Source organism: Pseudomonas sp. GW821-FHT02H06 (assembly GCF_059421525.1).
Map to the genome: position 1 here is coordinate 77012 of NZ_JBWKVD010000014.1, position 13528 is coordinate 90539.

Annotated in this window: 9 protein-coding genes; 3 read left to right on the top strand and 6 right to left on the bottom strand. The window is 62.1% G+C overall.

Going from position 1 to position 13528, the window contains the following annotated elements; all coding sequences use genetic code 11:
* Positions 1-314: 314 nt before the first annotated feature.
* A complete protein-coding gene (locus AC07VF_RS20505) occupies positions 315-3869 on the top strand; it encodes a glycosyltransferase family 2 protein (RefSeq protein ID WP_495009914.1) in 3555 nt (1184 codons plus the stop codon).
* Positions 3870-3885: 16 nt separating this feature from the next.
* Here AC07VF_RS20505 and AC07VF_RS20510 read toward each other — a convergent pair whose 3' ends face one another.
* The gene (locus AC07VF_RS20510; protein ID WP_495009915.1) at positions 3886-4911 is read right to left on the bottom strand and encodes an AraC family transcriptional regulator; all 1026 of its coding nucleotides are present in this window, start codon (positions 4909-4911) and stop codon (positions 3886-3888) included.
* 188 nt (positions 4912-5099) lie between these two features.
* Between AC07VF_RS20510 and AC07VF_RS20515 the strand changes: the two genes are divergently transcribed.
* Together AC07VF_RS20515 and AC07VF_RS20520 are read left to right on the top strand one after the other, a co-directional pair.
* Positions 5100-6284 carry an acetyl-CoA C-acyltransferase family protein gene (locus tag AC07VF_RS20515; protein ID WP_495009916.1) on the top strand — a complete coding sequence of 395 codons (1185 nt, stop codon included), beginning with the start codon at positions 5100-5102 and terminating at the stop codon, positions 6282-6284.
* A 12-nt stretch (positions 6285-6296) separates the two neighbouring features.
* Complete coding sequence (locus tag AC07VF_RS20520; protein WP_495009917.1) at positions 6297-7148, top strand: 3-hydroxybutyryl-CoA dehydrogenase; 852 nt, start codon at positions 6297-6299, stop codon at positions 7146-7148.
* Positions 7149-7320: 172 nt separating this feature from the next.
* Here AC07VF_RS20520 and AC07VF_RS20525 read toward each other — a convergent pair whose 3' ends face one another.
* The 5 genes from AC07VF_RS20525 to AC07VF_RS20545 all read right to left on the bottom strand — a co-directional run bounded on the left by AC07VF_RS20525 (position 7321) and on the right by AC07VF_RS20545 (position 13479).
* Positions 7321-9702, bottom strand: coding sequence for an efflux RND transporter permease subunit (locus tag AC07VF_RS20525; RefSeq protein WP_495009918.1), 2382 nt, complete (start codon positions 9700-9702; stop codon positions 7321-7323).
* A 26-nt stretch (positions 9703-9728) separates the two neighbouring features.
* Positions 9729-10841, bottom strand: a complete 1113-nt coding sequence (locus tag AC07VF_RS20530) for a WD40/YVTN/BNR-like repeat-containing protein (RefSeq protein WP_495009919.1) — start codon at positions 10839-10841, stop codon at positions 9729-9731.
* Positions 10842-11137: 296 nt separating this feature from the next.
* Entirely contained in the window at positions 11138-12097 is a 960-nt protein-coding gene (locus tag AC07VF_RS20535; protein ID WP_495009920.1) for an omptin family outer membrane protease, read from the bottom strand.
* 174 nt (positions 12098-12271) lie between these two features.
* Entirely contained in the window at positions 12272-12760 is a 489-nt protein-coding gene (locus tag AC07VF_RS20540) for an Lrp/AsnC family transcriptional regulator (RefSeq protein WP_003174918.1), read from the bottom strand.
* A 44-nt stretch (positions 12761-12804) separates the two neighbouring features.
* Positions 12805-13479, bottom strand: coding sequence for a tautomerase family protein (locus AC07VF_RS20545; RefSeq protein ID WP_282371123.1), 675 nt, complete (start codon positions 13477-13479; stop codon positions 12805-12807).
* Positions 13480-13528: the final 49 nt, after the last annotated feature.

Genomic DNA, 13528 nt, shown 5'->3' on the forward strand with positions numbered 1-13528 from the left:
TGATCGGCGTGAAGCACAGCCGCCTGTCTTTCGAGTATCGGCATGAATACGACGATCATTAATCTACTCAAGCACGCTTTCCAGCAGGCCTCAAGACGTATCTCACGAGCACCACTGGCCACCCTCGCGGGGCCATTAATTGGCCAGTAGATGCAGGTTTCACGGCAAAACCTGATGCCCATTCGTTGGCCGGGATATTGCTTCATCGGATGTTCATGCCCGAGGCGTCATTTTCATGACGGGTCGCTTGCGCACCCGTTTTGCTGTCAATGCGCCGATGTTCGAGGCACGTTTTTCAACTACCGGATACCCCCATGGATTCTCAACGACTGGTCAGTGTCGTCATCGCCGTCTGCCGTACCGATTTTTTTGAAACCGCGCTGAGCAGCGTGATCGGGCAGACCCACGATGCCATTGAAATCGTGATCTGCGACGACGCCACGGACGGTCTGGCAGAAACCGTAACGGACCTGTACCGGGCGTCGTGCCGCTGGCCGATTCGCTACCTGCGCAACGAATTTCCCGAGGGCGCAGACGCCTGTTTCAACCGCGCCGTTGCCGAAGCTTCCGGGCAGTACATCAAGTTCATGGCGGGTGACGCCGTGCTGGCGCCGGACTGCATTCAGCAGATGGTCGCGGCGCTGGAGGTCAATCCCCAGGCCTCACTGGTGGCTGCGCACCGCCAGTGGTTGAACGCCGAGGGCGAGGCGCTGCAAGAGAATCTGGCGACACGCTTTCGCGTCACCGAGCCCACGGTATTCAATGGGCCTGACATCGTCGGGCTGCTGGGGGAGTTCACCTGCAATTTCATCGGTGAGTTGAGCAGCGTGCTGTGTCGCCGCGATGACCTGCTGGCGTTGGGCGCCGATCTGTTTTCCCTCAACGGTGAATCCGTCGGCCCGCTGGGGCACTTGGCGCTGTACGCCAAGTTGCTGCACGACGCCGAGCTGATCCTGCTGCCGGCGACGCTGACGGGCACACGCATCGCGCCGCAACAGCTGACCGAACAAGGCATCGAAATTGTCGGCACGGACAGTGATCACCTGCCCCTGTTTCATCGGCTGATCCGAGAAGCCGGCTGGGCCAGCACGTCGCTGGACAACGGCTGGGTCAGCGCCCGCCCGTTGTCGGCAACCCAGGGGTTTACCGATTTCAACCTGCTGGCGCAGTTGTCCGCGCCGTTGCCGCAACGGCTGAACCCGCAGCAGGTCGAGGCCTGGCTCGGTCATCGCGTCCCGACGCCCGACCAGCAAACGCAGATCGACCAGCACCTGGCTGACGTCGGCGCGCCTTCGCTGTTGGTGGTGATCAAGGATGTCGGCAACGCCCCGGAGAAGATTCAGCGCAGCCTCGACAGCCTGGCCCTCCACGGCGCCCTGCACGCTGCCATGAACGTCGTGGTGTTGACCGACGCGACCGAGCTGCTGGCCACCTTGGTCGGCCCTAGGCTGACCACCCATACCATCGGCGCTATGAACGCTGCCGCGCTGCTGAATCAGGTGGTCGAAAACCACCGTTTCGACTGGCTGATCGTGATCGACGCCGGCACCCAATTCACGCCGTTTGGCCTCGCTGCCAGCGCGCTGAAGCTGCTCGAATCCCCTGACGCCCGCGCCGCCTTCGCCGACGAAATGCACCGGCGGCCTCGGGGTGGCTTGAGTTCAGCCATGCGCCCGGACTTCAACCTCGACTACCTGCTGAGCTACCCGCTGCTGACCGCAGGTCATTGGCTGTTCCGGCGGCAGACCCTGGTGGACCTCGGCGGCTTCGATGAGCGCTTCGCCGATGCCGCTGAATTCGACCTGATCTTGCGGTTGAATGAGCGTGAAGGCGCCGGGCAGATCGTTCACATCAGTGAGCCGCTGCTGGTCTGTGACCTGCCGGAAGCGGTGGATAATCCCGACGAAATCGCCACATTGCAGCGCCATCTGCAGGTGCGCGGTTATTCGCAGGCGAGCATCGAACACACCCTGCCCCGCCGCTACCACGTGCGCTACGGCCACACCGATCAACCCTTGGTGTCGATCATCGTCCCGACCAAGGATCAGCTGCCGTTTTTGCAGCGCTGCGTCGAGACCCTGCTGCACACCACGCGCTACCTGAATTACGAACTGCTCATCGTCGACAACAACAGCGAGACCCCCGAAGCCCTTGAATGGCTGGCGCGCATCGACGCCCTGGGCTCGGCGCAGGTGCGCGTGCTGCGTTACCCGCACCCGTTCAACTATTCGCGCATCAATAACGTCGCTGCGGCCCAGGCCAAGGGCGAGTACCTGGTGCTGCTGAACAACGACACCGCCATCGTCCATACGCGTTGGCTGGACGAATTGCTCAATCATGCGTTGCGCCCTGAAGTCGGCGTGGTCGGCGCCAAGCTGCTGTTCCCCAACGGGCGGATGCAGCATGCCGGCGTGCGCCTGGGCATGGACGGCCCCGCCGGTCACCAGCACATCGGTGAGCCCGGGCACATTCAGGGTTACATGCAGCGCGTGCAGGTGGATCAGGACTTGAGCGCGGTGACGGCGGCGTGCCTGATGGTTCGCCGCTCGATTTACGAGGAAGTCGGCGGGCTGGACGAAGAGGCCTTCGTCGTGTCCTACAACGACGTCGATCTGTGCATGAAAGTCGGCGCCCTCGGCTACCTGAATGTCTGGACACCCCACTCGGTCTTGATCCACGAGGGCAGCGTCAGCCAGACCCACGTCGACACCGCCACGCAGCAGGCCAAGCGCAAGCGCTTCGTCGGCGAGCAACTGGCGATGTACCGCAAATGGCTGCCGACCCTGGCGAACGACAGCGCCTTCAACCGCAATCTTTCGTTCGACCTGCAATCGGTCGAGCTCGAACTCAACATGCCGCTGGTCTGGCGGCCGATGGCCTGGCGCCGCGATCCGGTGGTGCTGGCCTACCCCGCCGGCCTCTGGGCCTCGCCCCATGAGCGGGTGATCGCGCCGTTCGAGACGCTGCAAGCCGCCGGTGTTGTGGACGGCATGCTCAGCAGCCAAGCGCTGTCGATTCCTCAGGAGGGTCGCTTCAAGCCTAACGTCGTGGTGTTTCAGGCCCGGCTCGACGCCGACCACCTGCAAACCATCGCCCGCGCCCAGCTGTTGCCGGATGCCTTCGTGGTGCTCGACATCAATGACCTTCATCTGGGTTCCCGGACGCCAGGCGAAGACCCGTTCGCCTTCGATGCCGAGTGCGTTGACCTGCTGCAGAAGAGCCTGCACCAGGCCCATCGCGTGATCGCTTCGACCCAAGTGCTCGCCGATATCGCTCGCGAATTTCACGCGGACGTGCGGCTGCTACCTTCGCGCCTGTCGCCTCAGGTCTGGGGCAACCTCGTCTCGCGCCGTGGCGTGGGTGGCAAGCCGAGGGTCGGTCTGGTCAGTGATCGCTGGCAGCCACAGGATCTGCACATGATCCTCGCCGTGGTCGAGGCCCTGGCAGAAGAGGTGGAGTGGATCGTGATGGGCGATGACCAGGGCGTGCTGCGCAGTCATGCCCATGAATTCCACGACCGGCCGCCCGCCGAGCAATACGCCACAGCCGTCGCCGACCTGAACCTCGATCTGGCCCTGCTCCCCGCCGTGGATAACCTGTTCGGCGCCTGCAAGAACAACATCACCCTGCTGCAACTGGGCGCCTGCGGTGTGCCGGTGATCTGCAGCGAGGTTCGCGCCTACGCCGGCGACTTGCCGGTGACGCGTGTGCCAAACACGCTGGAGGCCTGGGTCAACCTGATTCGTGCCCACACGATGGATCTGGCCAGCGCGGCGCTGCTGGGCGACGACTTGCGCGAGCAGGTGCTTCGCGACTGGATGTTCGACGACGCGGCTGTTCAGGCCTGGCGCGAGGCGTGGCTGCCCTGAGGCCAGTGGCGCCTCATCAGTCCGCTGTAATGAGTCGGGTGGTTTGCTTAGTGCGGTAGCCGCCCGGACTTTCCCCCGTCCATTTCTTGAACGCCCGGTGAAACGCGCTGGGCTCCTGAAATCCCACCAAGGACGCGATCTCCACCACGCTCAGCTCGGTGTCGCGCAGCTTCTGTTGGGCGATGCCGCGGCGAACGTCATCCTTGATCCCTTGAAACGCGCAGCCCTCGCGCTCCAGCCGACGGCGGAAGGTGGTGGCACTGAGTTTCAGTTCATCGGCCATTTCCAGCAGCGTCGGCCAGTGGCCGTAATGGCTGTTGCGCAGGCGCTGATAGACCTGTGCCGCCAGCCCGCGCTGGTTGCGGTAGCGAATGACCAGCCACTGCGGCGCAGTGCGCAAAAACGACTTGAGCGACGGCAACGACTGCACCACCGGCAGACGCAGGTAGTGGCTGGAGAACTCGATTTCGGTGCGTTGCTCGCCAAAACTCAGGTTGAACCCCCACAGCAGTGAGTCGTCGCTGAGACGCTGACGGCGCTGGCGAAACTGTGCGCGGTCGATGCTGATGCGGCGCCCGCCGAGCCAGCACAACAGGCTGATCATCAACAGCAAGAACGTTTCCTCACCGAAGCGCTGCCGGACCGGGTCGTCCGTGGTGGTGTCCACCGCGAGCACGGCGCGCGCGCCGCGAACAATGAGGCTGCCGCGAAAGTCGCGCAGGAACAGGCCGAAATTGCTCAGGCACTGGCGCAGGGCCTTTTCCAGAGTGGGTTCCTGAATCAGCCCCCGGCAAATCAGGGCGAAGCTGCCCAGGGGCATGCCGTGGGAGTCGAGGCCGAAAAACTCGTCGCCCAGTTCCTTGATCTGAATCAGCCACAACGCCGCAAACGCGCTGGCCGAGACCCGCGCCGTGGGGTCGTCGAGCAGCGCCATGTCGATCTCCGCCGCCTCAAGAACCGACTGCAAACGCAGCGGCTGGTCGCGCAGCGCGTGGACGATCAACTGGACGAAGTAGATCGACACTGAATCCTTTTCCCGCATGACCGCCTTTCCCTTTTTGAATGGTGCACCACGGATCAGGCGCTGATGGTAAAGAACGCCAGCCCATCTGGACAGTTTCGGCATAGGCCCGCCCCGAACGCCGATCTAGACTTGCCCGCAGTCAGCACCGGCTGAAACACCGTTTCGCGGTGCCGCCCCCATAATTCCAATACGTGTCAGGAGTCCCCATGAGCACACCCGAAGTTTTCGTCGTCAGCGCACTGCGTACCGCCATCGGTGGATTCGGCGGTTCCCTCAAGGACGTCTCGCCCATCGAACTGGGCACCCAGGTCAGCCGCGCCGCATTGGCCAAATCCGGTATCGCACCGGAGCACATCGGCCATGTGGTCATGGGCCACGTGATCCCTACCGAAGTACGCGACGCCTATCTCTCCCGCGTCATCGCCCTGGAAGCCGGCCTGACCAAAGAAACCCCCGCCATGAACGTCAATCGCCTGTGCGGCTCCGGCCTGCAGGCCATCGTGTCGGCGGCGCAGTCGCTGATGCTCGGCGACACCCAGGCCGTGCTGGCCGGTGGCGCCGAATCCATGAGCCGTGGCGCGTACATCATGCCCCAGGCCCGCTGGGGTGCGCGCATGGGCAACGTGCAGGCGTATGACTACATGCTCGGCGCGTTGCACGACCCGTTCGCCAATATTCACATGGGCATCACCGCCGAGAACATCGCCGAGCATTACGGCATCACCCGTGCCGATCAGGACGCCCTGGCGCTGACCAGCCAGCAGCGCGCCGCCCACGCCATCGCCGAGGGCCGTTTCGAGGGTCAGATCGTGCCCATCGAGATCGCCACGCGCAAAGGCACCGTGACCTTCGCCCAGGACGAACATGTGCGTGGCGACGTGACGGCCGAGCGACTGGAGAAGATGAAGACCGCGTTCAAGAAGGACGGCACCGTCACCGCCGGCAACGCGTCCGGCCTCAACGACGGCGCGGCGGCGCTGGTCATGGCCAATGGCGACATGGTCCGCGCGCACGGCCTCAAGCCGATGGCGCGTCTGGTGGCGTATGCCCATGCCGGGGTTGATCCGGCGATGATGGGGTTGGGGCCGATTCCGGCCAGCCGCAAAGTACTGGAGCGCGCCGGCCTGACCGTGGCGGATCTGGACGTGATTGAATCCAACGAAGCGTTCGCCGCCCAGGCCTGCGCCGTTGCCCGTGAGCTAGGCTTTGATCCGGCCAAGGTCAACCCGAATGGCTCGGGCATCTCCCTCGGCCACCCGGTGGGCGCGACGGGGGCGATCATCGCCACCAAAGCGATCCACGAGCTGCACCGGATTCAGGGCCGCTACGCGCTGGTGACCATGTGCATCGGCGGCGGTCAGGGCATCGCCGTCATTTTCGAACGCGTGTAAGGAGGCTTGTCGATGAGCATGCAACACATCGCCGTGATCGGCGCCGGCACTATGGGCAACGGCATCGCGCAGGTCTGCGCGGTGGCCGGCTTCGACGTGACCCTGCTGGATATTTCCGACACGGCACTGGAGCGCGGCATGGCGACCGTGCGCAAGAACCTCGAACGGCAGGTGACCAAGCAGACGGTCGCGGCCGATGTCGCCGAAGCGGCCCTGCGGCGCATCAGCCTCACCACGGACTACGGCCAGTTGAATGGCGCCCAACTGGTGATCGAAGCGGCCACCGAGAACCTGGAACTGAAGCTGCGCCTGCTCAAGCAGATCGCCAGCCATGTCGACCGGGAGTGTGTGATAGCGTCGAACACCTCGTCGCTGTCCATCACGCAACTGGCGGCCAGCGTCGAACACCCGGAGCGGTTCATCGGCCTGCACTTCTTCAACCCGGTACCGATGATGAACCTGATCGAGGTCATTCGCGGTTTGCAGACGGCGGACACCACCCACATCGCGGCGATCAAGCTGGCCGAGCGGTTGAACAAGACTGCGATCACCGCTGGCAACCGCCCGGGGTTTGTGGTCAACCGGATTCTGGTGCCGATGATCAACGAGGCGATTCTGGTGTTGCAGGAAGGTCTGGCCACTGCTCAGGACATCGACGACGGCATGCGTCTGGGCTGCAACCAGCCCATCGGCCCGCTGGCGCTGGCTGACCTGATCGGGCTGGACACCCTGCTGGCGATCGTCGAAGCGTTCAACGAAGGCTTCAACGACAGCAAATACCGCCCCGCGCCGCTGCTCAAGGAAATGGTCGCGGCCGGGTATCTGGGACGCAAGACCGGGCGTGGTTTTTTTGTTTATAACTGAATGAATCCGGATGTGGGACAGCGTGTTTCTGGTAGGACTGGCTTTAGCCGGGAAAGCGTCGGTGGTCACACCGCTAAATTGATGGCGGTCAATCCGGCCTCTTCCCGGCTGAAGCCGGTCCTACATAACGCGTTCGCCAGCAAACGCGCTCCGACGACCTAAATGTCGCCACTCAATGTGAAAACAGCGAATTCCCGACCTTGCCCGCCATCTTCTCCGGTTTGATCAGGAACCGCGCCAGCGCTGGCAACAGCCACAGGGCGCCGAACATGTTCCACAGCAGCATGAAGGTCAGCATCAGGCCCATGTCGGCCTGGAACTTGATGGCCGAGAATATCCAGGTGCACACCCCGATCGCCAGACAAAGGCCAGTGAACAACACCGCTTTGCCCGTGGACTTCAGCGTCTGGTAATACGCTTCCTGCAACGGCAGTCCCGCCCGCAGGAAACTCTCCAGTCGGCTGTAGATGTAAATCCCGTAATCGACCCCGATCCCCACCCCGAGCGCCACCACCGGCAGCGTTGCGACTTTCACGCCGATGCCCATGAACGCCATCAGCGCGTTACCCAGCACCGACGTCAGCACCAGCGGCAGGACGATGCACAGCGTCGCCGCCCATGAACGGAAGGTGATCATGCACATCACCGCCACGCACACGTACACCAGAATCAGAATGGTCAGCTCGGCCTGCTTGATGACTTCGTTGGTGGCCGCCTCGATCCCGGCGTTACCCGCCGCCAGCAGAAACTCCAGGCCGTCCTTGTTGTTCTGCTGCGCGAACTCCTGCACCGCATGCACGGCGCGATCCAGGGTTTCGGCCTTGTGGTCGTTGAGGAAAATCAGCAACGGCGCCAGGGAACAGGTGTTGTTGTACAAACCGTCAGCGCGGGAAATCGAGCTGTTGAGCACGTCCTTGTTGCGCGACAGCGACTCCCATTTCAGGTTGCCCTCGTTCATCCCCTTGATGACCTGCTTGGACACAGTCACCAGGGAAATCGCCGACTGCACCCCCGGCGTATTCTCCATTTTCCACGACAGCTCGTTCATCGCCGACAGCGTCTGGTACGCCGAACACCCCTCGGGCGGCGTCTTGACCATCACCACCAGCACGTCGGAGCTTGTGGAGTAATTGTTGATGATGAAACTGTTGTCCTGGTTGTAGCGCGAGTCCGGCCGCAGTTCCGGCGCGCCTTGATCGAGGTCGCCGATCTTCAGGTTATGGCCGTACCAGAGGCCGCCCACCAGCGCGACCAGCGCCAACGTCACTGACACGCGGGCGACTTTTGGTGCGGCGAAGTTCGACAGCAGACGCCAGAATGGATGCTCGCGCACGGCATCCTCTTTACTGCGCACCACGGCTTTTTTGCTGATGCCAACGTAGGAAATCGCCACCGGCAGGAGGATCAGGTTGGTGAACACGATCACCGCCACGCCAATGGACGCCCCGATGGCCAGCTCGCGGATCACGCCAATGTCGATGATCAGCAACGTGATAAAGCCGACGGCGTCGGCAAGAATCGCGATCATCCCCGGCAGGAACAACTGGCGGAACGTACGGCGTGCAGCGGTGAGCGCGCTGTCGGCATCACTGGATTGCAGGGCGATGCCGTTAATCTTCTGCACGCCGTGGGAGATACCGATGGCGAAGATCAGAAACGGCACCAGCATCGAGTAGGGATCAAGGCCAAAACCCACCACATGCATCAGGCCCAGCTGCCAGATCACGGCGATCAACGTGGTGCTCAACACGGCGATGGTGCTGCGGGCGCAGCGGGTGAACCACATCAGCAGGACCAGTGTGATCAGGAAGGCGATGCCAAAGAACATCACCACCATGATCAGGCCGTCGATCAGGTCGCCGACCTTCTTGGCAAAACCGACGATGTGAATCTCGACATTGGGGTTCTGCGCTTCGTACTTGTCGCGAATCTTCTCTTCAAGCTGGTGGGAGAACTGACGGTAATCCAGCGGCAGCAGCTTGCTCTGGTCGTTGGGGTCCGGGTAGAACTCCTGCAACGGCACATCGACGATGCTCGACTTGAAGTTGTTGGAGACCAGGCGCCCAACCTGTCCGGACTTGAGAACGTTATTGCGCAGCTTGTCGAGGCTCTGTTGCGAGCCGTCGTAGCTCTGCGGAATCACCTCGCCGCCGGCGAAGCCCTCCTCCGTCACTTCGGTCCAGCGCACGCTGGGGCTCCACAACGACTTGAGCCCGGAGCGGTCGACGCCGGAAATGTAGAACACCTCGTCGTTGATCTGCCGCAGCGTCTCCATGTACTCCTTGGAAAAGATGTCGCCCTGCTTGGCCTCCACCGAAATGCGCACGGTGTTGCCTAGGTTCGCCAGGTCGTTGCGGTGCTCCATCATGTTCTGAACGAACGGATGGCCGAGAGGAATCATTTTTTCGAAGCTGGTGGACGGGCGAACCAGAGTCGCTTGCCAGAACAGAAAGATGCTGACCAGCAGGCAGATGCCGATCACCGTCTTGCGGTTGTTGAAAATCAACTGCTCCAGGCGCGTCGGCTTGTCGTGGTGTTGTTGAAGGTTGCTCATGGAAACGTGTCCTCGCCTGCTTGTTCTTATTGTTGAGCGCTGTCAGCGCCCGTCGGCGAGGTGACGCGAACGCCGCCCTGTCCCACCAGAACCAGATTGCCTTTGTCGTCCTCGGCTACGCCGGATAACGAAAGCCGGTCGGGGCGATTGGCAACCGTGAAGCTTTCGCCATCGTCCGTGCTGCGCATGACGCTGCCGCCGTTGCCGACCAGCACGATAGAGTTGTCCGGCATCAGTGAGGCGTTGGCGATGCTGAACTCCAGCGGGCCGCGCTCACCCTGTAGCGGGACGGGCTCCCAGGTGGTGCCAAAATCGGTCGAACGAAACAGATTGCCGCGCAGGCCGTAAACCAGCAGCGTGTTGGATTCCGCCGTGCCTACCGCGCCGAACAACGAGCCCTGATAGGGGCCTTCGAGCTTTTCCCAGGTCTGGCCGTCGTCCGGGGAGCGGAACATGCTGCCCTGTTCCCCGACCACGAACAGACCGGCGTCCTTCACGTACGCAATGCCGTTGAGGTGAAACTGGTCTTCGTTGTCCAGCCGGTCGCCGATGTCTTCCCAGTGCTGGCCGCCATCGGTGGTTTCCAGCACCGCCCCGTAGGCACCCACGGCAATCCCGGTGGTCAGGTCCTTGAACCAGACATCCAGCAACGGCGCTTCGCGTTTGAGGTCTTCGAACTGTTTGGTCCAGGTGGCGCCGGCATCGCTGCTGGCGAGGATCTGCGCATCGTGGCCTACCGCCCAGCCGTGTTGCTCATCGACGAAATACACCGCCGTGAGCATCTGGCGCGTCGGCACTTTGGCCTGGGTCCAGGTTTTGCCCTGGTCATCGGAATAGAGAATGTGGCCGCGATCCCCCACCGCCACCATGCGCTTGCCGGCATGGGTTACGTCCAGCAGCAGGCTGCGGGAGGCTTTCGCGGACTCGAGGGCGTAGACGGCGGAATCGCCAGCGTTCGCGGGGGCGTCACCGGGTGCGGCGGCGGACGTGCTGTCAGCAGCCAAGGCAGCGCCACAGAAGAGGGGAGAGATAAATAGCGACAGAGCAGCGTGGAGAGGCAGGCTCTTGAAAAGCGTCCGGGCGCTGAAATGGCCCCGAATGACCGCAAACCGAGTGCGCCGAATGACGGGCTCACGCATGAAGCTACCCCTTTCTTTATTTTTATTGGGTGCTTCAGAAGGCCGTTTAACCGCGCAGACGCTCTAGCCTGCACGCGACGTGGCCGTACCGAAGCGACCCCATCCTAGTCAGCTTTGGAAACGTATGACAATCGACATGACGTTATCTTTTGTTAAGCAGCGGGGCGCTGATTGGCGTGTTATCACTGGGAGTGATTGAGCGAATTCACCGTGTGTAGCGTCGCTGGGCCGTGGAGCTCCCATTCAGGCGTCAACCGTGCCGGGCCGCTCGGCACCAGCACGGCTGTCGGCTTGGCTCAGAAAGCGTAAGTGAGCGCCAGCGTGGACATCGTCGTCCTGGCAGACTGACTGCCCGCGTCACCTGCGATACGGAAGCGATCGCCGCTGTGGGTGTCCTTGATCAGCGTGTTGCCTTTCGCCTCGGCGTACACCTGATGATCCACACCCGCCCTCACCGAAAGCTGCGGACTCACGCGGTAACTGAGCGCAACCGCCAGACTTTGCATGCGGCCGTCGTTCCCGTAGTCACCGTCGTAGGTAACGCCGGTGACATGATGTCGATCGTGATCCCGCGCCCGAACCCACTGGCTGTATTTGAACCTGCCTTCCAGCGTCCAGTTGCGGAAATGGTAGAGACCGACCAGCCCCACATAAGGCGTGTCGTAGGTCTGCTGATAGGAAATGCCTTTCTCCCCCGCCGGAAATTCTCCGGACTCGTCGCGGAACCCTTCGTCCGACGAATAGGTGTAGCGCCCGCCTTTCGCCGACCAACCAAACTGGTTGCGCTGATAACCGAGCATCACGCCCAGTGCCACATCCTCACGCTTGAGCGCCCACGCGGTGGCGGCGAAATCGGCCTGCCAGGCTTTGCTGACCTGAGTGTCCGGATGATCGGAATAGTGGCTCCAGTCGCCGCGATCCTCCTCCAGCCAGTCGTAATCCTTCAGATGCCCATCGCCCTTCGCCACCCGCGTCCAGCCGTTCAGATCAAGGGACAACCAGTTTATCGGCTGGTACTTCACGCCCAGATGCAGTGTCGGCACCTGCTTCATGCTCCAGTTCAACTGGCTGATCTTCTGCCCGCTTTCAACGTCGTACACCTTTTCTCGCGCCTGCCCATTCAACAGCCCGACACCCAGACTCACCCCAACCGCCCCCAGCTGGAACTGCTCCTCGCGGGTTGTCTGCGCCTCGGCCAACGCCTCGGCGTTAAACGCAGCCAGCCCTACCCATATCAGCGTATTCCTGCCCTTCATCACCCACTCCGCACTCTTCTTATTGAGATTTTTGCCCAGCGCCGCACGCCGCTGGACAAGGAGCGAAAGGATGAAGCGCCGCGAAGGAAATCTCTGCCGGGCGGTTCTGAAGGAACTGCGTGAAAGCTAAACGTTGGCGTTGAGAAATTGCCTACAAAGCCGTCGAAGGTCTGTTCAGTGACGCAACAATTTGCGCAATGGCACCCCATCCTTGAGCACCGGCGACTTGATGACGATGTAGCTGAAGTACTTGGAGATCCCGATGTTTTTGTCGAGCAGGCTTTCCACCACCTCCTGATAGTGCTGGATGCTGCGGGTCATGAAGCGCACCAGGTAGTCGTAGCCGCCGCTGATCAGGTGGCATTCCAGCACTTCGTCCACTAAGCGGATGTTGGATTCGAACTTGGCGAAGTCTTCGCGCTTGTGGTCGCTGAGGGTGATTTCGGTGAAAACGGTGACCGAATCGGTAATCTTGGCCAGGTTCAGATGCGCTTTGTAGCTAGAGATATAACCGGCCGACTCCAGCCGTTTGACCCGCTGCAGGCAGGGGCTGGCAGAGAGGCCGACGGCATCGGCGAGGCTGACATTGGTCATGCGGCCGTCCTTTTGCAGTTCGACCAGGATGCTGATGTCGATCCGATCCAGTTTTACGAGCCCTTCCATCACGTACCTCTTGACTGCCGTTGTAAGACAATCTTCTAGCAAAATCAGCGCCGTAAAGACAGCTGATGCTGCGCCACCAAGTCGGCCATGCTGTTGATGCAGTACTCCGCCGCGCAGGGCGAAGGCTGACGCGCCCGGTGGCGGCCGATCAGGCAGCGGTCCAGCGCGGCGAAGGGCTCGACCGACGGTCGCGTTACGTGCAGGACCGGTTGCACCTGATCGCCCTGATCCGTGAGCCATTGCGGACCTTCGGCCAGGGAAATGAAATCTTCCGGTGCAATTCCCAGTCGCTCGCACAGCACGCCGCGATCCTCTGCATCGCGGTCGCCGCGTACCAGCAGTCGATAGAACTTGCGCAGGTAGAGCATCGCCCCCGGCGCGTCTTCGAACAGCGACCAGTTGCCCGCTGAACGGGCAAAGCTCATGCCCTCCTCCCAACTGGCGTGCAGGCCCCACTTTTCCGCCAGTTGACGATGGGCGAAGCACAACAGGCCACTGAAACCCAGCTCGGCGAAGCGCGGATACAGGCTCGCAACCACCGCGCTGAATTCGGCCAGCACATCATCTCTGGCCGGCTGCCCGCCGCGGCTGTCGAGCAGCGGTTGCAGCGCGGCCCAGACACCCGAATCGCGATCCACCAGCACTTCATCGCAATCGATCAGTAACGCTCGGTACTCTGTCAGTCCAAATCCTGTCAGCCCCAAATCTGTCAGCCCCATGTGGATCGAACCTCCCGGATGCATCTGGCCCGTTACGGGCAAGGCGCTG

Excerpts from the sequence above, each read along its gene's own strand:
- AC07VF_RS20525 (WP_495009918.1), bottom strand. The coding sequence starts at position 9,702 with ATGAGCAACCTTCAACAACACCACGACAAGCCGACGCGCCTGGAGCAG.
- AC07VF_RS20530 (WP_495009919.1), bottom strand. The coding sequence starts at position 10,841 with ATGCGTGAGCCCGTCATTCGGCGCACTCGGTTTGCGGTCATTCGGGGC.
- AC07VF_RS20540 (WP_003174918.1), bottom strand. The coding sequence starts at position 12,760 with ATGGAAGGGCTCGTAAAACTGGATCGGATCGACATCAGCATCCTGGTC.
- AC07VF_RS20515 (WP_495009916.1), top strand. The coding sequence starts at position 5,100 with ATGAGCACACCCGAAGTTTTCGTCGTCAGCGCACTGCGTACCGCCATC.
- AC07VF_RS20510 (WP_495009915.1), bottom strand. The coding sequence starts at position 4,911 with ATGCGGGAAAAGGATTCAGTGTCGATCTACTTCGTCCAGTTGATCGTC.
- AC07VF_RS20535 (WP_495009920.1), bottom strand. The coding sequence starts at position 12,097 with ATGAAGGGCAGGAATACGCTGATATGGGTAGGGCTGGCTGCGTTTAAC.
- AC07VF_RS20520 (WP_495009917.1), top strand. The coding sequence starts at position 6,297 with ATGAGCATGCAACACATCGCCGTGATCGGCGCCGGCACTATGGGCAAC.
- AC07VF_RS20545 (WP_282371123.1), bottom strand. The coding sequence starts at position 13,479 with ATGGGGCTGACAGATTTGGGGCTGACAGGATTTGGACTGACAGAGTAC.
- AC07VF_RS20505 (WP_495009914.1), top strand. The coding sequence starts at position 315 with ATGGATTCTCAACGACTGGTCAGTGTCGTCATCGCCGTCTGCCGTACC.